Here is a 23137-nt window from a genome sequence, read left to right as displayed (position 1 = left end):
CCCTTTCAGACAATTAAGGTAGTAATAGTTACCTCTTGTCTGACCTCACTTTCATCCCATGTCTAAAGACGGGCTACACCCTGCATAGGCTTTCTTGTTCGGAAAATCTGTAAGGGGGCTACTCTTGAGGATATTTCAAATTATTTAGAATCATGTCAAACTAAATTAACAGAGGGGCTATTGAAAATTGGTAACGGTTTGGTGTCAAAAAAGGTTTTAACCCTTCATGGTCATGAAGTAAATGCTTGGAGAATACTTATGTCGATTCCCGAGCATGAAATCCATCATCGCGGACAAATCTCTACATATTTACAAATGAACAAGATTGAACCGCCTCAAATTTTCGGATTAAAAATTGAGCAGGTAAAAACAAAATAATTTATGAAAGAGCTTTGGACATCATCTTATATCCAAAGCTTATTTTTGTCTTTATATAAAATTTCGCTATGTTATACCCACTGTTTATAAGATCTCCACCAATCTGCTTTTACGGGCTGTTAATTCAGGATAAAATATGATTTTCAAATCTACATATATGTTGTAAGAATTTATTAATAATTTAATAAGGACCTTATAATAATTCACCCTTACACTAAAAGAAATACATTTGAAGGAGGTATTCTCGTGGATAAAGAGGTACTTATTCGAGCTCAAAATCTATGTAAGACATATTCCACAGGAAGTGAGCAATTTCATGCAATAAAAAATATTAATATTGAAATATATAAAGGAGATTTTACAGTCATTATGGGAAACTCCGGTTCAGGTAAATCGACACTGCTTTATCTTTTAAGTGGTCTTGATTCCATTACGACTGGTGAAGTTTATTTTCATGGGGAAAGGCTAGATACATTTACCGAACAGCAGTTAGCTACATTTCGCTCTAAAAAAATTGGATATGTCTATCAAAGTAGTAATCTCGTCCCGGATATGACATTGCTAGAAAACATCACCCTCCCAGGATATATTGCAAAATATCCTAAAAAAGATGTGATCAAAAAAGCGGAGATGCTATTAAATAAAATGGGACTTGAAGAACAACGAAATCGTTTACCTTCGCAAACCTCTGGTGGACAGCAACAAAGAGCTGCTATTGCTAGAGCATTAGTCAATGACCCAGAGATACTGTTTGCAGATGAACCAACGGGTAGTTTAAATTACGATCAAGGTGTAGCTGTCTTAGATATTTTAACGACTTTAAACAAAAAGGGTCAGTCTGTAGTAATGATTACACATGATATAAAAGCTGCCTGTCGTGCTAATCGGCTTATTTTCATTCAGGATGGAAAAATTGGAGGTATTTTAAACTTCGATCAATACGATGATGCTAGCATACAAGAGCGTGAACATATTATCTTTTCTTATGTCGCAGGAAAGGAGTAAAAAATGCACGCAATTATTACTCTTTGTTTTGCACATATCAAAAAAAGAAAAATCCAAAATGTACTATTAGCAATCCTAATTATGCTATCCACCCTTTTATTAGCTACCTCTGTAACAATTATTATGAATACAAACAATATTTTTGAAAAAATACATCATGATTCAAATGGGGCTCATCAAATTTTAACTATGGGTAAGGATATTCATAATCCAATCACTGTCAACATTTGGTGGCAAGAGCAACAAGGAGTTACTGCCTCTAATCCCATTCCTTATAGAAATTTATCTGGCTTCACAGCGAATGGTGTAGAAACGCAAAATCTCTTATTCATGATGAATACACCAAAAATGCCCTTCGCTATTGATCGATTACTATTTTCAGAGGGTGAAAATCAGGACTATCTTACTGAGGGAACGATTTGGATTCCCACTTCGATGGCTTCTACTTCGAATATTTCACTTGGAGATGCTATTGAATTTAACACCGGCGAAAAAGCTTTTTCATTAAGCGTTTCTGGTATAGTTGTAGATTTGCCATATGGTGGACTCTTTTCAAATAATGCTCGTATTTGGATGAACGACTCTGACTATCATAAACAATTTGATACGATGATAGGATCTGAACAATATATGATGGCTCTTCGCTTTGATGATTATCAGCAAAGTACAAACTATTGGATAGAATTCGAAAAATTTTTAAACGGCCCCTACCTTGAATCAAAAATGGAATACGTGGATCTCTATTCGTTTAATTTAATTATTAATAAAATTATCGGATTTATCATGATTGCTTTTGGTGTAGCAATGTTATTCATTTCATTGTTTATTATTGGTTTTAGTATTTCAGATGCCATTTTAACGAACTATAAAACGATTGGTGTCATTAAATCTCTCGGACTTACTTCTCGAAAAATTAGTGCGACCTATGTTTTACAATTTGCTTTATTATCCGTGGTCTCGATTATTCCTGGCCTTATTGCCAGTACAATCCTTTCCAGAGTGATTATAGAAAGCTCTTTATCTTATTTAAAGTCCGGAAAACATTTAACGATTATTCAAGATTTTAGAATCACCATGCTACTTGCTGTCATAATCCTTGTCATTGTTATCCTTACTGCGTTCATTTACTCAAACAAAACACGCCACGTTGAACCAGTACAGGCAATTAAATACGGTATGTCAGAATTTGCAAACAGTAAATTGAATCGTCGTTTAAATAACTCTAATCGCCTTTCTAATTTTGTTAATTTGCAAATTGGCATTAAAAACATCACCAAAAATATGAAAAGTTCCATTCTTATTATTGTTCTTACAGCCATTACTTCTGCTATTTTAGTGTTTAGTGCAGTCATGCTTAATAGCTTTATTTCCATCAAGCAAAACACACCAGCATTTGGCTACGATTCATCACATGTTGTAGTAACGGTTTCTAATGAAGCAACATTTTCAAAACAACAGTTTGAACAATTTTTACGCTCAGATGAACGCATTAAAAATCACGCTTGGCTAGATCAATTTACAGGGGTTCTCCCTAATGAACCAAATCAACCGTTAAATATTAAAGTCGATACTCTTGAAGGTAGTTTTGATGCTGCTGGATACGAGACAATTTCTGGCCGTAATCCCGTAAATAAAAATGAAATAGCCATTGGCCTTAATGTCGCGAAGGCTTTACACAAAAATCTAGGGGACATCGTGGAAGTCTATATCGAAGGCAAGCAGCATCATTTGATTGTTACCGGTATCTATCAATCGATAGCAAATATGTCTAATTCAGCGAGAATTACCGCTGATGTTATCAAAGTTTATAATGCTACCTATTCTGCTTCAAAACAAAGTATGATCAATTTGGTAGATGAGACATTATCAGATCAAATCGTTGATGATTTAAACAATAATTTTAAAAGCTCTGTCTCAGCTGAAACACAACAAACATCATTAGATAATGTCTTTAAAGTAGTGGTCGCTATTTTAATAATCCCATTATCTGTTATCGGAATTTTATTTATCACTGTAACATTCATCATTATTTTTAGTGTTTCTAGAATAAATGTAAGAAAAGAAAGCGGAACTTACGGAATTTTTAAATCTATTGGTATGACCTCAAATACTATTAGATGGTCGATTACATCAGGAATTCTGTTTCTTTCATCACTAGGGACTATATTTGGGATTTTTATCGGTATTAAAGTAATACCCGTAGCTTTACAAAGTATTCTTTTAGAATACGGCTTACTTGAACTCCCCCTTGCGATAAACTGGCCAGTTAGTATTGGATTATCTCTTTTAAGTATTTTGGCCGCTTGTTTTGGTTGTTGGTTATCAACGAAAATAATCGCCAAAACCTCACCTCGAATTTTGCTCGTTGACTAAAAAATGCCCCCGATCTACTTAGGTAGTGGGGGCGATTATTTTCGTATAAGGATTGTCATTTTTAATTTATTCAATCCAACCTCCAACCGTTTCTTATAGATCATCCCAAAAAAGCCAAAGTTTAAAGAAGCGACAAACAATACTGGTTGGGCAATTTTCCGTGCGTTAAATGATGATAACATTATATAATAGAAGAAATTCAAACTAGATTAGATTGGATGTGATGACATGGAAACAATTCATATTCCTATCGATGCTGAACATATTATTAGTACCTCTAGTAAAGGGGATCAATCGAAATGGCGTATTGGCAACACGTGGGTCAAACAAAATGCACGAGGTTATGAGGGACAAGCAGAAGTATTAGCTTCCCTCATGCTTGAATGCTCAACTCTTGATCGCTCTAAATATGTCGTCTATCAGCCATGTATCATTCAGTTGGCTGACGGTGAACAATTTGATGGCTGCTATTCACTCGACTTTCGTGGTACAAAACAGGAAGTGACACTTGAGCGCTTGTTTGAAGCAAATTTCAGCTCTACTGACCCTATTACAAATAACAAAACACTTTCTACTAAAGAAAAATTCGAGCAGTTAATGGCACAGATTGAGCAGTATACAGGGCTCGTTGTACATCATCAGATTGCACAGCTATTCGCATTTGATGCCCTTATTCTAAATGAAGATCGGCATACAAATAACATTTTATTTTTATACGATCCAAAAGGAAAAACATGGGAGTTGGCACCTATTTTCGATAACGGGCTTAGCCTATTATCTGATGAAAAAGACTATCCACCTGGCAAACCTTTAACGATTTTAAAGCGAAAAGTAAAAGCAAAACCACTGAATTCATCTTTCACAAAACAACTTGCTCTTTATGAAGGACCACCCTTTATTGATAAGGAGAAATTAATAGCGACAATCGAACAATCACCGTACGATTTTGGACGTGCTAAGGACGTATTACTTTCACAGTTGCGTAATCCAGCTTTGAAACATTTATTCATAGAAGGAAGTGAAGCTATTGATTGATTACATGACTTTTGACGTGATGTGGATGGATGACATTATTGCAAATGTTGAGTTAAAACCGACTGATGGTGGCACACCATATGTCATTAACTATATTGAAGATTTTAACAAGCAATTTTCGCCGACGATGGAGGGGCATATTACCTTAGAAGAACTGGAACGTTGGCTAAAATGGCGAACCTTCCCCCCTACTCGGGTCAACGCAAAAGAATTACTGACTTCACTAGATATGCAAGCCTATAATCGTTGGGGCATCGTGCGTAAAACACATGGTGTAATGGCAGATGATGAGATTTGGATTCGATTTAAAGGCGAAACCCTCACACATCGGGATGTCTGCTTACGCAAGGATCTATACTATCCTGAGGAACCAAACTTTCTAGAATTTCAATAAGTTAACTGGGGTGATAAACCTCTTTAGTAAAATAAACCATTAAAAATTAAACGAGCTCTCAGACGTATTTTAAATCGAGTTGACGGGTGATTGCCCATCTTGATTCGTCTGGGAGCTCTTTAAGAAAACCTAGCATAAAACAGAACCCTCATAGAATAGAGCAGTAAAAAGTATATGCCTATTGTTTTAAAAACGTGTATTTCAGAAAATTAATTTCAAAATACACGTTTTTTAATGCAACTTTTAATTTTCTTCAAAAATAAATAATTCGTTGACAGTAACCTGTAAAACAGATGCTAACTTAAAAGCTAAATGTAAAGTAGGATCATACTTTGCATTTTCAATAGCATTGACAGTTTGTCTTGAAACACCACAATATTTTGCAAGCTCATCTTGGGAAAGCTTTAATTGTTTGCGAACTTCTCTAATATTATTCTTCATTAGGCATACTTTCTTGAAAAGAATAATAAAGATACAAGATACACAATACATATGGTAAATAAGAAAATATACGGGCTCATTCCCAGATTAATTGCTTGCCCTGTAATACTGCGGTAAATATCTAAAATAATTTCAATGACTAAAAACCCAATAACAACACTGAAAGTATAAGTCATCGCTTTAGATTTAATATAATCTTGACGTTCATCTTGTCGTTTTGCGATAGAATACAGTGTAAAAATAATAATACCCATTGAGACTACAATCAAGCATAGAAATATAATAACAAAAATATTCATATCACTCACTCCTATTCTTAAAATGTAAAAAGTATTTGACACTCACAGTGTAATTCTTTTCCATTTCAATGTCAAACACTTTTTACATTTTCTCAGTGATGAATATAAAGATTTTCTTCCCTAAATAATCTTCCAAGGTAAACGGCCTTATTTTCTAACACAAGCCGTTGAACTTTTCATCTAAACTATCTGTTCCGTTATAACGTACCTTTAATCCTGCTAAGCAAGAACTTATCAAAATCATATGTGCACCTCTTTTTTAGCCATATCGTATAAGTAAAACTTTAGCCCATTAAAAGAGTCTGTCAATAGTTTTTACATGGCTTATGTTACTTCCTTGACCTACTCTATTATCTAATATTGATTTTTTAAAACCATTTTTTATAGGACAACCATTTCACTGGGTTGTGCTACTATTTTATTATCTATATTTTATTATGAATTCATTTCATCATTTAAAAAGGAGGAAAAAGACTTGGTTGAATTTACAATTTGTTTTCTTAAGAAAGGTGACCAAATATTATTGCTAAATAGGGATTTTCCAGAGTGGATGGGGGCTTGGAATGGTGTAGGTGGAAAGATTGAGAAAGATGAAACTCCACTGGCTGGTGCATTACGAGAAATTAAGGAAGAAACGGGCATTGTACTGAAGGATATTACATACAGAGGAAAAATAACATGGACCGATGGAATGACAGACTTTGGCTGTATGTACGCTTTTATTGCTGAATTACCGGAATCCTATCATTATGTGACACCGATTAAAGTTGCAGAAGGCATTTTAGATTGGAAAGATCTATCATGGATTTTCCATCCTAAAAATGTAGGAATAGCAGATTTAAAATATTACTTACCGCAAATGCTAGAAGAAACAGTTAACTATGAATACATATTTACATATAAAGATAGTGAATTGATTGATATAACGAGTACCCCATTAGTACTTACTGTCTAAATATATAACAAGCCTCGTAAACGCGACAGTAGCGTTTACGAGGCTTAGCTAATTATTTTCTTAGGGTTGCGCAAATCGCATTCTGCACATCGACCAATTCAATGTTGTTTTTTGAATTTCTTCATAGATGTTCCACAGCCTATCGACTACCCGTAATTCAACATTACGTTTAAACATCTCTTCAAATAAATTTGCTACTTCAAATTTAGCAATAGGATATTGTGTTGTTTCACTTGTATAATAACCAGCATTTTGATCCTGTAGTGTAAATTCGCGGATGTCAAACTCATATAAATAAAGTTTCGTATTTTTCATCGTCTCAAACCACTTGCTTTCAATTATTACAACATGTCCGCATGATGCTGATGCTATATAGGTCCGTTTATCCTGTTCGGTTGTATCGGTACCAATATGGTAGCAAACTCGCGGACAATTTCTAGGTGTTAAAAAATTAGGCAAGTATGTATCGTTGATTGCCCATACTAGACCTTTTTCTGGATCTAAATCTAGTCGATCAGGTAATCGTGGGTGAAATACTGTTATATCACTTTCCTCACTAACATGATAAATGCGCAAATGTTTCCCCTCCTTATTTTCTGAAATTCTGTATATTGATTCCAGCGTTTGACGTAACTGTTCTTGCCATACTACTTACTCATTTCAGTATAGCATTGTAACGTTACCTTTCTTGTGCATATTTATATTTTTCATTAACGGAAAAAAGAAATAAAGCCAGAAATCCCTAACCGGATTTCTGGCTTTTCTAATTTAAGGACTGGATTGAGTTTTGATAGGCAATGCATTGTCTAATGTGGTCTGTCGTTTAACAGTGATCTATCAGGACCCTGTTTGGCTTGCTAACGGACTTAGTAAAACAAAAATTGCTGCACCGACCATCGCTCCAAACAAGCTCATTTTCTTTTCCATCGTTATCTCCTCTTATTCCCTATGTGTCATAGAACGCTTGCATATAACACCCACAGAACAACAGAAATCGCTTTGGCTAGCATCTATCATTTTGAACTATAGTAAAAAACGTACAGGTTCCTCTAAATAGCCTGCCACACTACGCATAAATGCACCTACTGGCTCGCCATCAATAACACGATGATCAAATGTGCAAGACAGTGTCATGGAATGGCCAATTTGTATCGTATCTTCTACTACGATTGGCTCTTTCACAATTTTATGAAAGCCTAAGATTGCTACTTCAGGATAGTTAGTAATCGGCGTCGCAAATATCGCCCCGTCCTTTCCTGTACTAGAAATTGTAAAAGTACTACCTGTTAAATCTTCAACCGTTGCTTTTTTAGCAAGGACCCTTCCCAATAAGCTTTCTAGTTCTTCTGTAATTTCAAAAATACTTTTTTTATTTGCATGCTTTATCACTGGCACAAGTAGACCGTCTGAAGTAGCAACTGCAACACCAATATGAATATAAGGGAAAATCACAAGTGCTTTTTGATCTTCATCTACCTTGGCATTAAACTGCTCATGTTCCTGTAAAGCTGTCGCAACTGCCTTAATTAAAAAAGGTAAGTAAGTTAGTTTTTTGTCCTTCATTTCCGGCAGCTGTTGAACACTTTTCCTAAAAGCCACTAAATTCGTCACATTAATTTTTTCCATTCCGGTGCATAATACTGCTTTGGAAACGGCTTTTTGCATATTTTCAAAGATTGCTTTGCGTAAGCCACGAATAGGGATGATTTTATTTTCATTAGCTTCATCTTCACTATGTTTTGGCTTGTTTTGCACTAATGCTATCGCGGACGATGATTGTTTAGCATGTTCATCTAAATCACATCGCAACACCCGTCCGTTTGATCCACTTCCTTGTATTTCTTCAATATTAATGCCCATAGTGCGCGCTGCTTTTCTAACTGAAGGGGCCGCCTTCACCCTTCCTAATACCAAAAATTCAGTCTTTTCTTTCAGGATACTCTCCTCTTTTTTCTCTTCAAGCGGCTGTGTTTTCTGAGTTGGTGACGAATCTGAGATTTTACTAAATTGACAAAGCAGGCTACCTACCTTAATGGTATTTCCCTCCTCGCCTCCAAGCTCCTCAATCACCCCTGTAATTGGAGCTGTAATTTCTACTACGGCTTTATCTGTTTGAACCTCTACTAACGGCTCATTAATCGCTACTTTTTGCCCTTGCTTTACAAACCAGCCAACAATCTCAGCTTCATGTAAGCCTTCCCCTATATCAGGGAGTAAAAAATCATACATTACTATCCCTCCCTAATCTTTCATGACATTTTGTACTGCACTTACAATGCGCGCTACGGTTGGCATCCATTCTGCCTCAATGCTCGATACTGGGAACGGTGTATCATAACCTGTGACACGTAAAATCGGTGCGTGCATAGCATACATACAGTTTTCGGCAATAACTGCTGTGATTTCCGCCCCTACACCGCCTGTTTTTGCCGCTTCATGAACAACGACTAGTCTGCCAGTTTTATCTACCGACTGAATGATGGTTTCATAGTCAATAGGTGCGATTGTTCGTAAATCAATGATTTCCACAGACACACCCTGCCCTTGTAATTGCGCTACTGCCTGTTTAACCGTTACGACACTTGGACCATATGTAACGATGGTCACATGCTCCCCCTCTTGAACAATGGACGCCTTACCAATAGGCACTTCATAATATTCTTCTTGTACTTCCTCTTTTATCGTTCGGTATAGCTTCAACGGCTCTAAGAACAACACTGGGTCTGGATCTTTAATTGCCGCTGCGAGTAACCCTTTAGCATCGGAAGGCGTACTTGGCATGACTACCTTTAAACCTGGTGAGTGTAGAAACAATGCTTCTAAACTATCTGAATGTAATTCAGGTGCATGAATCCCTCCTCCGTACGGTGCTCTAACAACCAGTGGCACAGTAACTGTGCCTTCCGTTCGAGAACGAAGGCGTGCGGCCTGTCCTACCATTTGATCCATCGCCTCATAAATAAACCCTAAAAACTGTATCTCTGCTATTGGTTTAAGTCCTCTAGTGGCTAAACCTACTGCAGCTCCGATAATTGCAGACTCAGCAATCGGTGTATCAACTACACGCCTTTCTCCAAAACGTTCCATGAGCCCATCCGTCACACGGAAAACTCCTCCATTTTTTCCGATATCCTCACCGAGACAGAGGATTGTTTCATCATTTTCCATTGCTTGGGTTAAGAATGTATTGATTGCCTGTACTATTGTCATCTCCATCATTACACCTCTCCTCTTTCTTGCAATTGTCTTACTAAGTTTTGAGGCATTGTTTCATACGTTGCTCTTAGTACTTTTGGAATCGTGGTCTTATCGATTGTAAGTGCCTTTTCATAAGCTTTTAAAACGATTTCTTCGCAGTCATTTAACAGCTCCTCCTCTTGCCTCTCATCCCATAGCCCAGTAGTAATAATAAATTTTTTCATTCTTTCTATAGGATCATTTGTCAGCCATTGCTCAACTTCAGCTTGGTCTCTATATTTCGTAGGATCGTCTGCAGTTGTATGCGGTCCTTGGCGGAATGTAACAGCTTCAATCAGCACAGGCTCTCCATTTTTAGCTTTTTCTATAGCAAGCTTCGTTGCCTCATAAACTGCTAATACGTCATTGCCGTCTACTCTAATTCCTGTAATCCCATAAGCCAACGCCTTTTGTGCGATTGATTGGCTAGCGGTTTGTTTATGAATTGGATTACTAATTGCCCATTGATTGTTTTGAATAAAGAAAACCACTGGTAATTTATATACACCCGCAAAATTTAATGCTTCATGGAAATCGCCCTCAGAGGTACCTCCATCACCCATATAAGCAACCGAAACACTATCTTCCCCTTTATATTTACTAGCCCATGCCCCACCTACCGCATGTAAAAATTGCGCTCCAATAACGATTTGAATAGGAAAAATAGATAAATCAGTTAAATGCTGCCCAGCCATCTTACCCATTGTGTAACAAAAGAACTTATCGATAGGCATCCCGTGAACAAATGAAGCCGCAATATCACGGTAACTAGGATAAATCCAATCATTCGAATTCAATGCGTAAGCGCTTCCAACCTGTGCCGCTTCTTGCCCTCTAATTGGCGGATATGTTTTTATTTTACCTTGGCGTTGAAATTTCAATGCAATCCCATCAAAGATTCTTCCTTGTACCATATGTTTATACATTTCGATACATTGCTCATCTGTGGCAGTTCTTTTAAAGAAAGTTTCCGAAAGCGAACAATCTTTGTTCAAAACTGACGCGGTGTCAATTTTTAAACATGATTGATTTAACCACATTTCAACTCCGCCCTCTAAACATGACTGATTTAACCACATTTCAATTCCTCCCATATATCGTTTTTATAATTAATATCGTTATTTTAATTATAGGCAAGGAATCACCGTCACGTCATTAGCTAATTTTGTTTTTATTTAGCTTTTTTACACCTTAAACAGAATTATTTAAACAAACCAAATGTATACATCGTTGTCACATCACGTGCAATTTCCTCAATTGGAATGTCCGTTTTGCCCAAAATAATTTTCCATAAATACCGCTCTCCAATGTAATACAACGAACCCGCAATAACCTCCGCATGATAATTTTCATTGCGAATCAGCCCCAACTGTCGAACAATTTCTACGTTGGCAGACACCCTTTTAATAAATTGATCCGTGATTGATTCCCATTTCTCCTCAATTAACGGGGACACACCTTTTGCTTCATGAATCAATCTGAATATTTCCTTGTTTTCAACTGCCAAGGATAAGTAATTATATGTATTTTTAAACGTAAAATTAAAAGCCTCTTGCTTATTTTTCGGCGTATAATTTAGTTCTGCAATTTTATAGAATGGGCTCATGATATCCTCAACTAGAGTTGCCAAAACTTCCTCTTTCCCTAGGTTAAAATGAGAATAAATCGTCCCGTAACCTAGCTCTGCTTCCTTGGCAATTAACTTGATCGTCGTTTCCTTATATCCATTTGCTAAAAAAACATTTTTTGCCGCTACTAATATTTGTGCTTTTGTTCGCTCACGCTTATCCACCTAATATCCCCCCCAAATTTTCGTTTAACTAAACATAATGAAAAATTCCTTTTAAAGTCAACTTTTAGCTAATATTTATTCCAAAACCATCTATTTTACTAACCTTTCAATAAAAAAGTAAAATCCGCTGATTCTATTTCCTCATTCCTTCATAGAATAGTAATTACTTCTTTTGTGCACATTCTATTTTTTTATATCATGTAGATAGAGGTCGCCATCTTTAAGTAAAAACACAAGCCAGAAATCCCTAATCGGATTTCTGGCTTTTCTAATTTAAGAACTGGATTGAGTTTTGATAGGCAATACATTGTCTAAAGTGGACTGTCGTTTAACAGTGATCCATCTCCCACATAACATGACAATCAAGGCAAAAAAGACGATGACTCCTGCAAATACAAGAGCTGCTTTATAGCTACTATAAACTGCCACAAGCTGACCCGCGATAATTGGCCCTATAATTTGTCCAAAGGCATAAAATGTTGTTAACAATGATACTACTGGACCGCTTTGTGTTGGGAATAGCTGACGTGCATAAGACGTCGTTAACGTCACAATGCCTACAAATGTTAAGCCGAATAAAAATGACGATAATAATACGCTCCAAACTGTTTGTGAAAAGACTGGTAACAAGATGCCTAATACTTGCAATATATATGCGACAAACAATATTTTGATGGCAGAGAATTTTTCTAATAAAACAGTCCAAACAGGTGCCGACGGGATCGCCGCCACCCCAACAATGACCCAGCTATACGAAGAGTATGCTTGTAGTGAAGGAATATTATGAATGATATCCACTAAAAAAGTACCAGTGATAATATAGCCTAACCCTTCAAAGCCATATGCGACGATCAACCATGGCATAAAGCCCTTTGTCATTTTGGTATCAGAGGATTTTCCGGATTTCACACTATCCTGTACATGCAAATCTCGCCAAAGTATAAATGTTATCACTAAAAAAACAGCAGATAAAATCCCTAAGCCTATCCATGTACCTTGCCAAGCAAAACGTACTTCAATAGCAGGGACTAATAAACCTGAAATAGCAATTCCTAATCCGATACCACCAAATAAATAGCCTGACCATTTTGTAAGTGAATGCTTTGCTAAATAATCCATAACAACACTACATGTTAATACAAAAATAAGTCCCCCTGTAATGCCTGCAATCAGACGAAGCACAAGCCAAATACTATATATTTCAATGATTCCCATAAGAACAACAGAAAGGACATTCAAAACAACACTTAACAATAAAAAGTTTTTCTTTTGGCGATTGATAAATCCTGCCCACAAAGCGCCAATGAAATAGCCAATATAATTACTCGATGCCAAAAATCCTGCAACTTCAAACGAAAACCCAACATCATGACGCATAAATGGCAATATTGGTGTGAATGCAAAGCGGCTAATTCCCATTGCCACTACAAGTAATAGTACTCCTCCTAATAAAATTCCGATGTGCTGTCGATTCATCATGTCCCCCACCCCCTAAAAACTTTTTGTAATTAAAAGGATACAGAGTGAAAATTAATAAATCTAATATATAATTTATATAAAAGGATAAAAAATTCTTATAAGAGGTGGCATACATAATGAATTTACATGCTCTTAGATTATTCACAAAAGTTGCTGAGCTCAATAGTGTTTCTAAGGCAGCGCAAGCTCTAATGATTAGTCAACCTGCCGTTACCATTCAAATGAGAAATTTGGAAAAAGAACTAGGCTTAACGCTTTTAGAATCAAAAGGTCGAGGAATTACCTTAACACAAAACGGAGAATTTTTATTTAAACAGGCCCAGCGATTATTTGATTTAGAATTGGACATTGAAAATAAACTAGAGCAATTAAAAAACACAGGTAATGAAGAATTACAAATTGCTTCTACCCATGTTCCATCCCATTTCTTATTACCGAAATGGCTCGCAAAGTATAAACAAGCCTATCCGACAACTAATATCCACATAAAAACAGCTAATTCCCATCAGGTTATTGAAGAATTACTTCATTATAAAGCTGATATGGCTTTTATCGTAAAAGAGGATGGACATCATCCTGATATTAATTATCAATTTCTCATGAATCTCGATTATTGGTTTATCGTCCCATATGGTCATCCGCTGGCAGATCAGAAAGTGACATTAGCGGAATTAATGCAGCAGCCATTTGTTTCACGAGAAGATGGTAGCTCTACGAAAGAATATTTAAACGCTTTATGCAAGGTTCATAAAATCCCACCTCCAAGAGTAGGGCTACAATTGGACGGCATCAATGAATCTATTTATGCCATTGCTGCTGGATATGGTACGATGCTAGCTCCATCCATAGCAGCTTCTAGCTTTATTCAGCGACAGCAAGTAGCGCGAGTTTTTATAAAAGACATCGAAATTCAGCGCCCTATTTATCTTTGCACACGAAAAAATGAACAAAATACCTCTTCGACCTTTAATACTTTTAGTAACATCATCAATGACTCAATTTCATAACAGTCTTTTTTCAAAAGTTTGAACTGCACAAAATTACTGTGTTGCTAATCCCCAAGGAGTCGCCCAGCCTCCACTCCAATCAACCGCATCACATACATTTCAATAATGTCATCCACACCGTTTAATACATCTTCGGCTCATAGCAACAACTACTATAGTAGCCATTTGTTAAACAAAGTATTGGCTAGTACTAAATAGCATTTGTCAATGCACAACCTCCTATTGAGATTGTGCATTTTTTATTTAGGCTGTTTTCTCAAAGATTGTTGCTTTCAAAGGTTCGCCCTTTAGTCCGGTACCGTAAATTATTACCACCACGTATCTCCCTGCTCCAACTCCCTGCTATCAAAAACATAAGAAGAAAATTCGGGATTAATATCTTTTTTCAAATCAAAATAGGGTTTCTAAATCTATACTAAATTTCAATAATTAGGTATAATCGTAATAAAGCATTGTATTTTGGAGGTATAAATGGCATTGAAATTAAGTTTTGAAAATAAAGTGAAAAATAATGATGTAAAAACAATGATAGGGTTTCTACTCATTTTTTACTTTGTATGGTCAATCAAAGAATTATGGTTAATCGAATACATTTATTCGTTCGGTGAAATAATCTCGCCATTATTAGAGGCATTGGTTAAAGGTTTCGTTTGGATTGTTCCAACTTCGTTATACATAAAATATTATTTACATACTAATCCATTTGACTACTTAAAAATGAACGTTAATGTTAAGAAAGGTTTATTTTGGGGAGTAATTCTTTCACTGTTAGTTGGCTTATATTTTACTTCGGAAACTTATATAATTAATCAGCAATCATTTCAATTTTCATTATCCTTTGACGATTACCTTAATGGTTTCCTTATGGCAGGGCTTGCCGAAGAAATTGTTTTTAGGGGATTGATTTTACAAGAGATTAATAAAAAAATGACTTTTTGGAAAGCAAATATTATTACAGCTTTATTATTTTTAGTGGTTCACTATCCAATTTGGATTTACGATGAAAAAATCTTTCATTTTGGGACGCATTTATATGTTCTTTTTCTCGGCTTACTCTTTGGGTTTGTGTACAAAAAGACCGGTTCAATATGGTCGGTTATTATATTGCACGCATTTCACAACTTTTTCGTAACCATTATTTAATGAATAAAACAAGTAATAAATTTTATTCACGTAACTGGGCCCTTCTAAAAGTAAGTTGAGACGCTTTTTTAATTAAGGGTTCTTTAGTTAAGGCTGTTTTCTCAAAGGTTGTTGCTTCTCGATTGGCTACCTTCTTCAACTAAAGCACTACACTACATTGAAGAAGCCTCTCACACCACTTATAATTTTCCCTATTTTACCATCCGTGTTACAATCATCCTTAAAAGGAGGGGTGTTTTTGAAAAAGATAATTGGATTAAGTTCTATTCTATTCGCTGGTATCACATTATCCGGATGTTCAGATATAATAGAAGATCCCAATATTGAAATTGCTATTAAACGAGAAACTGGAAACGGAAGTATTGAATTATTAACACCAAAGATTACAACAAAAGATAATCAATTAGAATTTATGACTGAGGGAATTGATGAAAATAAAGTAACCTTTATTAATGTTGCCAATAAAACAGTATTTGAACAAAAAATAAAAAATGATGAATCCTACAAACTTAATATTATGGATATCAAAGATGCTCATAGGACGGACTACAAGCCCAAAGTTCAACTTTGGCAAACTATAGATGATACTGAAGATGGAGATATAGTAACCTTTAAACAAGTTAGATATACAGTTGGAAAAGATTAATTTTATAGTTTGATGAACAAAAATAAACCCAAATACTATCTTCTTCAACTAAAATAGAAGCAGTTAGTTGAATAGCAACAATCTTTACGAAAACAGCCTTTATTTAAAATATTTTCAGAAATTTCTGTCCCACCCTCTTTTATTTTGTTATACTAGAGCAAAAAAGTAGGGATTAAAATGATATACGACGTAATTGTAATTGGTGCAGGATCGATGGGGATGGCTGCAGGCTATAATTTAGCGAAAGCAGGCAAAAATGTCTTGATGCTTGATGCCTTTAACCCACCTCACGAAGAAGGTAGTCATCATGGAGAAACTAGAATTATTCGCTTTGCGTATGGTGAAGGAGCTAGCTATGTACCTTTTGTCAAAAGAGCGGGTGAGTTATGGAAAGAGCTTGAAACGTTAACGGATGAAGCCTTATTCTTACAAACAGGCGTAATAAATGTCGGTGAAGAAACCCATTCTTTTATTCAAAATGTAAAAACTAGTGCAGAGCTCTATGATTTAACATTAGAACAGTATTCTGCGACCGAGGCAATGGCGAAATGGCCTGGATTAGCCTTACCTGAAAACTTTGTTGCTTGCTTTGAGCCTACTGCTGGTGTCCTTCGTGTTGAAGCCTGCATTAACGCTTATAAAAAATTAGCCCTTGAGGCAGGAGCAACCTTACATACAAATGAAAAAGTGCAGAACATCAAAGCTGGAGACATTGTACGTGTTCAAACAGCAAATAATATATACGAGGCTAAACATTTAATTGTGACAGCTGGTGCTTGGGCAACTGAGTTACTACAAACAATGGACATCGCCATTCCTGTTACACCGACGCGAAAAACATTTGCATGGTTTGAGGCAGAGGAACAGCTTTATTGTGAAGATATTTTCCCGGCCTATTGTTTTGAATTTACCGATTCTATGTACTATGGTTTTCCCAGTATTGATGGAGCTGGCCTAAAACTTGGCAGACATGATGGCGGTGAGGCTATCAATCCAAATGATCCGCTACGCCCATTCGACGAACAGGATACAATAGACTTACAAAACTTTATCGATCGTTTTATGCCTCAGCATGGTGCATTGAAATTCGGAAAAACATGTAAATATTCGATGACTCCAGATGAAGATTTCATTATTGATTTTTTACCTGAGCATCGAAATATTGTCATTGCAGCGGGCTTCTCAGGACATGGTTTTAAGTTTAGTAGCGCGGTTGGTGAAGTTTTAGCTGATCTTACCCTACAAGGAAAGAGTAAACAGGACTTGTCTCTATTTAAACTAAATCGTTTTACGAAATAAAAAAATATCCAAAGGAATTTGTCTCAATAGTTAGTGAAGACAAATTCCTTTTTCTTAAGAACTAAATAAAACGGAGCTATATATAGAAGCAAAAAATCTGCTGTTGTAAAGTCTAAGTCGCTTTACCCTTTCTGCATTACATAATAACCCTCTCAATTATCTACAATTTATACACCCTTCTCTTTTAAGTACCTTGAAATATTCCGTTTTCAGTATATAAAACACTTCCCTCTTTAAATCTATGTATGGATTGTATCCCTTTCGAGACTAAAATTGGGTATAATGCATTATAAATAACATTTCATAAAAAATAGTCCATTTTGATTAAGGGAGGGTAATAAGTTGATAAATATTTTAGTAGTGGACAATCATGAAGCTGTTGGAGAAGGTATAAAATTATTATTAGAACAAGAGGTAGATTTCCATGTCACAGTTGTAAGAACTGGTGAGGAAACTTTGAATGCCCTCTCCCAACAAACATTTGATATATTTTTATTTGATGTAAACATGCCCTTTTTAAATGATCAAGGATTAGTAAAAAAAGTGGAACAATTAAATGCTGAAGCAATTAAAATTATCTACACAGGCTACGACATTGAACCTTTTTTCAATATTTTAATAGAATCAGATGTTTCTAGCTTTGTTAGCAAAACAGCCTCTAAGGAAAATCTTATTATGGCAATACGCTCCGCTCTAGATGGGAATGCCATGATACCAGTGAAATTATTACGACAATTAAAACTAGTAGAAAGCCAAAAGAACAAAATGGAAATAATGAATCAGTTCATTCAATATGACCTCAAAAAAAATGAACTAGCAGTGCTTAAATTAGTGGCTGCTGGTAAGACAAATAAACAAATAGCAGAAAATTTATTTGTTAGTTTGCGTACAGTCGAATATCGTTTAACAAAGATTTTCAAAAAACTACAAGTATATTCAAGAATAGAAGCTGTTGAAAAAATCAGAAAAATAGGCTTGTTATAAAAATAAGTAATCGAATGATCAACTGACTTTTCTATTCATAAAACCGCAAAAAAATACAGTGCTAACCATCAAAAATCTTGTGGTCATATTGTGGTTTATTTGTGGTTATGAAGTACAATCATGATAGAATGAATAAAAGTCATTGGTAAAAATTCGGGTTTATATTTGACTAAATAATAAAAAATATACCACCACTTTATGTTGCTTTGGGGTACACAAAAGTTTGTCTTACCTATAGAAAAAATTCATAACTCGAAAGGTTGCTCCGTAAGCTTATAGTGATTGGATTAGCTATGTTTCTTACATTGATAATTCAAAAAGTTTCAAGTAATACTGGAATAATAAACAACAACTCCTTAACTTTAGATTTTTTAAGTTATGTAATAATAAGTATATGCATTACTGGATATTAAAAATTTGTATACCTTTATTTCGCAGAGAGAGTAGTGTGAACTACTCTCTAATTTATTTTACTCAATCAAATTGCGCTAGAACGGTTTAATTATCCCCAATATGCTAAAGAGCGTTTCTTCATCGCTTCTCGGTATTGCTCTGTGGAGATTGGCAATGCTGTATTTGTTTGATAATCCATAATGACACCATATTTTCGAACAACATCCATTTGATTAATTTCTCCTTTGTTATACATCTGCTCAACTTCTATTGGATCTGTTTCCAGCCATTTATGACGATTTTTTCGAATATAATCGCGTTCTTTTAATGTTGCAGCCATATCAATTTCGAAGGCATCTATATCACGGTCAATTTCATGGATGACTACGCCATAATCAAGTTTTGCTCGCTCAAGCGAAACATATTCATCTATCACGTCCTCTAAAACAGCGTTTACATCTCGTGCTAATGGGTCACCTAAGCCACCACCTCCTGCTGAGGGACGTGTAAAGGAATCTCCATTCTTCAACTCGACATTGGAGAAAATCGTGCCTAAAAATTTTTCATCCTCTTTATTTGGATTTAAAATTGCTCCCTGCGCGATAGAAGGTAGGCCGCCCATAATCCCCCATGTAATGGAGCGAGAACGATCACAGCAATAGGACATCACTGTTTGGTTTACATTCGTTAAAACGCCTCCCTTTTCTACACCACAGCCGCCACGGTATTTACCTGGACCAGCTGAATCTATCATTATTTCATGCTTCGTTGTAACAACTGGGGACAAACGCTCTTGCCCTTCACACGGCTGAACACTCAAACCTACCCCGAACACTGGTGAGGTTGTATTCGCGCCATCACGGTCAATACGTCCACCATGACCACCAGCCATCCAGTCATACCACATAAAATATTCACTACTATCTCTCCGCTGATCATATCCACCTATTAATAAATACTCTAAATTAAATGAACATGCGATCGCGCGTTCAGGCATAATATTCGACCATAATTCGAAGCAGGCATTCATAATTTTTTCAAACGCGCCTGAACAATAGCCAGAGACAGCTACTGGGCTAGGTGCATTGACGACAGAGTTTTCAGGAAGAAATATTTTCACAACACGATAAAATCCTGAGTTCAGCGGAATATCCGGGAAAAATGTTTTGGTTCCTGCATAAGTGCCAGAAAGTGCTGAGCCAAAGCCTGCATTTAAAAAACAGCTAATATAAGGATGTGAATCGCTTAAATCATAAGCTATTTCATCCTCCGTAATGGTCATTTTCACACGAATCGGGATGAGGCCATCTCCTACTTGCGGATCCATATCGATATAGTCCACTGTTTCCCATTGTCCTTTTGGTAAAGCTTTAATTTTCGCTCGCATTAATCTCTCTACATAGTTTTGAACTTCTTCAAAGGCTACTAGCACTGTATGAATGCCGTACTTTTCAATCATTTCTTGGAGCTGTTTCTCTCCAACTTTTGCCGCTTCCACTTGAGACCTTAAATCTCCTATACGTTCTTCTGGAATGCGCATATTCATGACAATAATCTTCACAACATCTGTTAAATATTGACCTTTACTATAAATGCGGACAGGTGGGATACGAAGCCCTTCCCCGTAGTGTTCCTTAGCTGTAATATCAAAGGAACCTGGATTAGAGCCACCGACATCTGCCCAGTGACCATTTGTTTGCATAAGTGCAATCAGTTTATCATCATGGAACACTGGTGAAATTACACGTACATCACTGAAATGTGTTCCTCCACGATAAGGATCATTTACTAAAAATACATCACCTGGATGAATGTCATCAGCGAAATCCTCTAAAACAGCTTTTGCAGTTAAATGTAATGTCCCTACATGTACGGAAATATCTTGCGTACCTTGCATAACGGTATTCCCCTGTGCATCACATAATGCACAGCTAAAGTCTCGATTATAAATGACAAACGAATAACATGTACGTAGCATTTGTTCAGCCATTTGATCGACTAAATTCACAAAACCGTTTTTTAACACTTCAAATGTTACTGGGTCTAGATTTTGGACCTTATGATGTGTCTCCAATTTCGTTGTACTCATAGCCAATTCCTCCTTATCGCGTATTAGTTCACCGTAATAATAATATTTTTATAGGCATCTACTTCCGCAGTAAACCCTGGTGGAATAACAGTCGTCGTATCTAGCTGATCGATAATGGCAGGACCAGCAAATTGTGTATAAACGGGTATTTTATCGCGATTATATACGTTTGTTTCAATATATTTACCCTCAAAATAAACAGGACGTGTTTCTTTAAAAGCATCTTCAAGTGAACCTTCAGAAACATATTGAGGGAAATTAGGTTTTGGTACTGTGCCTATAGCTGTTACACGTAAGCCAAATATTTCTATAGCTTGATCCTTATCAGAAAATGCAAATTCTCGTTCATGTTCTTGATGGAACGCTTCCAAAATAGCATCTAAGGAAGTGAATTGATCGGATACGAGAACAGCAAGAGATCTCCATTGTCCCTTATAACGAAGATCTATATAATTCGTTAATGACGATGTGTTCTCTGCTATTCCTTCCTCTTCTAATAATTCTCTTGCTTCTTCCCGCAATTCACTAAATTGATTTGTCAGTTCCTCTACACTTACTTCATCTAGTTTTTTTACATACGTTTTAGAAATATCATGGCGCACATCTACAAGTAGGCACCCCATTGCTGCTGCAACACCTGGATGCGTAGGAATAATGACTTTTGGGATATTTAAATCTTTTGCCAAATAGGCTCCGTGTAATGGTCCCGCACCACCAAAAGCTACAAGCGCGAAATCACGGGGATCATAGCCTCTCCGTACTGATATTAATCGAACTGCATCACTCATATTGGCATTTGCAACTTCTATAATGGCACTTGCCGCTTCCTCAACCGTTTGATCGAATGCATTGGCGATTTTGTTCACAGCCTCACTAGCTGCCTCTTTGTTTAACTGCATCGTTCCATCTAACAAATCCACACCTAGACGTCCTAACACTAAATTTGCATCTGAGTTAGTGGGCTCAGTGCCTCCTCGGCCATAGCAAGCTGGACCTGGTACTGCCCCTGCACTTTGTGGTCCATTTCGTAAAGAACCGCCTTCATCTTTCCAGGCGAGGCTACCTCCACCGGCTCCTATTGTTAATATTTCAATGCTAGGGAAACCAATTGGATAGCCATATTCTATCGACCAATCCTTTGTGATTCGAATATCTCCCTTATACATCAGTGAAATATCAGTACTTGTACCACCCATATCTAAGCCGATTGCATTGTCAAATCCGCATAACTTTGCGATATGCTTACTTGCAATTGCTCCAGCAGCTATCCCGGAACTTGCCAATCTAGCAGCATAGCGGGGTACTGTACTTGAAGTCATAACACCTCCACCAGAATGTAAAACTAATATTTCATCGTCATAACCTTTTTTCTGCATTTCAGTGCTTAACTTACTAATGTAATTACTCATAATTGGTCCAAGAACTGCATTGATAATAGTTGTACTCATACGCTCATGCTCAAAAATTTCCGGAAGCACCTCGCTGGAAATACAAACATAGACATCCGGTAATTCCTCTTTTAAAATCCCTTTGACTTTCGCCTCATTTTCCCCGTTCACATAGGCATTAATGAAACTCACGGCAATGGATTCTGTTCCTCGACGTTTTAATTTTTTTGCTAATAAACGAATTTCCTCTTCATCAATAGCTTGAAGAATATTTCCTTCATAATCTATTCGTTCTGTCACTTCAAATCGATCACGTCGTTGAATATAGGGCCTCGCAGTATCTTTATACGTATCCCAAATATCTTCTTTCGTTCCTCGTCGGATTTCGATGACATCTCTAAAGCCCTTTGTCGTAATAAGAGCAGTTTTTGGCAGCTTGCGCTCAATTAACGCATTCGTTCCAACTGTTGTACCATGAGAAAAAATTTTAATATCCTTGCCATTTAATTCTGCTTTTGCTACTCCATTTAAAATTCCTTGCTCTGGATTTGAAGGTGTAGACGACGTTTTTGTAACAAATACTTCTCCCGTCTCTTCATTAAAAACAAATACATCCGTAAACGTTCCACCGACATCAATTGCTAAACGACTTTGTGCCATAGCTCTACCTTCTTTCGTTTAATAAATTTTAAAAAGGCAAAAACGCCTTTGCGGTTGTTCACATCGTGTTACTTTGCTTTCATCAAAACGTATTTTTGAGTATAAAGTTAATGCCTCGAGCGGATGCCCCAGATTTTTTT

Annotated in this window: 21 protein-coding genes and 1 pseudogene; 11 read left to right on the top strand and 11 right to left on the bottom strand. The window is 36.4% G+C overall.

From position 1 onward, the window contains the following. Window positions 1-180 precede the first annotated feature (180 nt). The 5 genes from ACQKOG_RS21115 (at window position 181) to ACQKOG_RS21095 (ending at window position 5185) form a co-directional block, all read left to right on the top strand. Window positions 181-378, top strand: coding sequence for a DinB family protein (locus ACQKOG_RS21115; protein ID WP_402868669.1), 198 nt, complete (start codon window positions 181-183; stop codon window positions 376-378). Window positions 379-624: 246 nt separating this feature from the next. Next, a complete protein-coding gene (locus tag ACQKOG_RS21110; protein ID WP_370076149.1) occupies window positions 625-1383 on the top strand; it encodes an ABC transporter ATP-binding protein in 759 nt (252 codons plus the stop codon). Between the two features lie 3 nt (window positions 1384-1386). Continuing rightward, window positions 1387-3756 carry an ABC transporter permease gene (locus ACQKOG_RS21105; protein WP_427448206.1) on the top strand — a complete coding sequence of 790 codons (2370 nt, stop codon included), beginning with the start codon at window positions 1387-1389 and terminating at the stop codon, window positions 3754-3756. Window positions 3757-3984: 228 nt separating this feature from the next. Next, entirely contained in the window at window positions 3985-4791 is an 807-nt protein-coding gene (locus tag ACQKOG_RS21100; protein ID WP_370076153.1) for a HipA domain-containing protein, read from the top strand. Continuing rightward, window positions 4784-5185, top strand: a complete 402-nt coding sequence (locus tag ACQKOG_RS21095) for a hypothetical protein (protein WP_370076155.1) — start codon at window positions 4784-4786, stop codon at window positions 5183-5185. The genes ACQKOG_RS21100 and ACQKOG_RS21095 overlap by 8 nt, the downstream gene beginning before the upstream one ends. 243 nt (window positions 5186-5428) lie before the next feature. On the opposite strand, the gene ACQKOG_RS21090 is transcribed toward ACQKOG_RS21095, so the two are convergent. From ACQKOG_RS21090 to ACQKOG_RS21080, 3 genes and pseudogenes are all read right to left on the bottom strand, one after another. After that, window positions 5429-5626 carry a helix-turn-helix transcriptional regulator gene (locus ACQKOG_RS21090; protein WP_370076157.1) on the bottom strand — a complete coding sequence of 66 codons (198 nt, stop codon included), beginning with the start codon at window positions 5624-5626 and terminating at the stop codon, window positions 5429-5431. Beyond that, window positions 5626-5925 carry a hypothetical protein gene (locus tag ACQKOG_RS21085; protein WP_370076159.1) on the bottom strand — a complete coding sequence of 100 codons (300 nt, stop codon included), beginning with the start codon at window positions 5923-5925 and terminating at the stop codon, window positions 5626-5628. Before ACQKOG_RS21085 ends, ACQKOG_RS21090 begins: the two co-directional genes overlap by 1 nt. Before the next feature lie 140 nt (window positions 5926-6065). Further along, window positions 6066-6169 (bottom strand): annotated as a pseudogene (locus ACQKOG_RS21080) (DUF523 domain-containing protein); the annotation flags it as partial. A gap of 231 nt (window positions 6170-6400) precedes the next feature. Between ACQKOG_RS21080 and ACQKOG_RS21075 the strand changes: the two are divergent. After that, window positions 6401-6880, top strand: coding sequence for an NUDIX hydrolase (locus tag ACQKOG_RS21075; protein ID WP_370076161.1), 480 nt, complete (start codon window positions 6401-6403; stop codon window positions 6878-6880). Between the two features lie 60 nt (window positions 6881-6940). Here the strand turns inward: ACQKOG_RS21075 and ACQKOG_RS21070 are convergent, their stop codons facing one another. The 6 genes from ACQKOG_RS21070 to ACQKOG_RS21045 form a co-directional block, all read right to left on the bottom strand. Then, the gene (locus tag ACQKOG_RS21070; RefSeq protein WP_427448205.1) at window positions 6941-7456 is read right to left on the bottom strand and encodes a DUF6886 family protein; all 516 of its coding nucleotides are present in this window, start codon (window positions 7454-7456) and stop codon (window positions 6941-6943) included. A 447-nt stretch (window positions 7457-7903) separates the two neighbouring features. Next, on the bottom strand, window positions 7904-9109 hold the full coding sequence (locus tag ACQKOG_RS21065) for a dihydrolipoamide acetyltransferase family protein (protein ID WP_370076165.1): 1206 nt from the start codon (window positions 9107-9109) through the stop codon (window positions 7904-7906). Between the two features lie 12 nt (window positions 9110-9121). Next, complete coding sequence (locus ACQKOG_RS21060) at window positions 9122-10099, bottom strand: alpha-ketoacid dehydrogenase subunit beta (protein WP_427448204.1); 978 nt, start codon at window positions 10097-10099, stop codon at window positions 9122-9124. Continuing rightward, window positions 10099-11196, bottom strand: a complete 1098-nt coding sequence (gene pdhA, locus ACQKOG_RS21055) for a pyruvate dehydrogenase (acetyl-transferring) E1 component subunit alpha (protein ID WP_427448203.1) — start codon at window positions 11194-11196, stop codon at window positions 10099-10101. Before pdhA ends, ACQKOG_RS21060 begins: the two co-directional genes overlap by 1 nt. A gap of 122 nt (window positions 11197-11318) precedes the next feature. After that, a complete protein-coding gene (locus tag ACQKOG_RS21050; protein ID WP_370076171.1) occupies window positions 11319-11909 on the bottom strand; it encodes a TetR/AcrR family transcriptional regulator in 591 nt (196 codons plus the stop codon). A 273-nt stretch (window positions 11910-12182) separates the two neighbouring features. Continuing rightward, window positions 12183-13385, bottom strand: a complete 1203-nt coding sequence (locus ACQKOG_RS21045; RefSeq protein ID WP_427448208.1) for a YbfB/YjiJ family MFS transporter — start codon at window positions 13383-13385, stop codon at window positions 12183-12185. Between the two features lie 119 nt (window positions 13386-13504). Here ACQKOG_RS21045 and ACQKOG_RS21040 point away from each other — a divergent pair, with 119 nt between their 5' ends. From ACQKOG_RS21040 to ACQKOG_RS21020, 5 genes are all read left to right on the top strand, one after another. Then, window positions 13505-14395 carry a LysR family transcriptional regulator gene (locus tag ACQKOG_RS21040; RefSeq protein ID WP_370076173.1) on the top strand — a complete coding sequence of 297 codons (891 nt, stop codon included), beginning with the start codon at window positions 13505-13507 and terminating at the stop codon, window positions 14393-14395. Window positions 14396-14866: 471 nt separating this feature from the next. After that, complete coding sequence (locus tag ACQKOG_RS21035; RefSeq protein ID WP_370076175.1) at window positions 14867-15538, top strand: CPBP family intramembrane glutamic endopeptidase; 672 nt, start codon at window positions 14867-14869, stop codon at window positions 15536-15538. Between the two features lie 238 nt (window positions 15539-15776). Next, the gene (locus ACQKOG_RS21030; RefSeq protein ID WP_427448202.1) at window positions 15777-16184 is read left to right on the top strand and encodes a hypothetical protein; all 408 of its coding nucleotides are present in this window, start codon (window positions 15777-15779) and stop codon (window positions 16182-16184) included. Between the two features lie 177 nt (window positions 16185-16361). Further along, a complete protein-coding gene (solA, locus tag ACQKOG_RS21025) occupies window positions 16362-17483 on the top strand; it encodes an N-methyl-L-tryptophan oxidase (RefSeq protein ID WP_402868658.1) in 1122 nt (373 codons plus the stop codon). Window positions 17484-17825: 342 nt separating this feature from the next. Further along, window positions 17826-18467: a response regulator transcription factor gene (locus ACQKOG_RS21020; RefSeq protein ID WP_370076179.1), complete on the top strand. Its 642-nt coding sequence runs from the start codon at window positions 17826-17828 to the stop codon at window positions 18465-18467. Window positions 18468-18969: 502 nt separating this feature from the next. On the opposite strand, the gene ACQKOG_RS21015 is transcribed toward ACQKOG_RS21020, so the two are convergent. Further along, the gene (locus ACQKOG_RS21015; RefSeq protein WP_370076181.1) at window positions 18970-20949 is read right to left on the bottom strand and encodes a hydantoinase B/oxoprolinase family protein; all 1980 of its coding nucleotides are present in this window, start codon (window positions 20947-20949) and stop codon (window positions 18970-18972) included. 23 nt (window positions 20950-20972) lie between these two features. Beyond that, window positions 20973-22997: a hydantoinase/oxoprolinase family protein gene (locus ACQKOG_RS21010; RefSeq protein WP_370076183.1), complete on the bottom strand. Its 2025-nt coding sequence runs from the start codon at window positions 22995-22997 to the stop codon at window positions 20973-20975. Window positions 22998-23137: the final 140 nt, after the last annotated feature.

The sequence above is a fragment of the Lysinibacillus sp. NPDC093216 genome, assembly GCF_050280325.1.
Lineage (GTDB): Bacteria > Bacillota > Bacilli > Bacillales_A > Planococcaceae > Lysinibacillus.
This window is presented reverse-complemented; position numbering and strand designations above follow the sequence as displayed.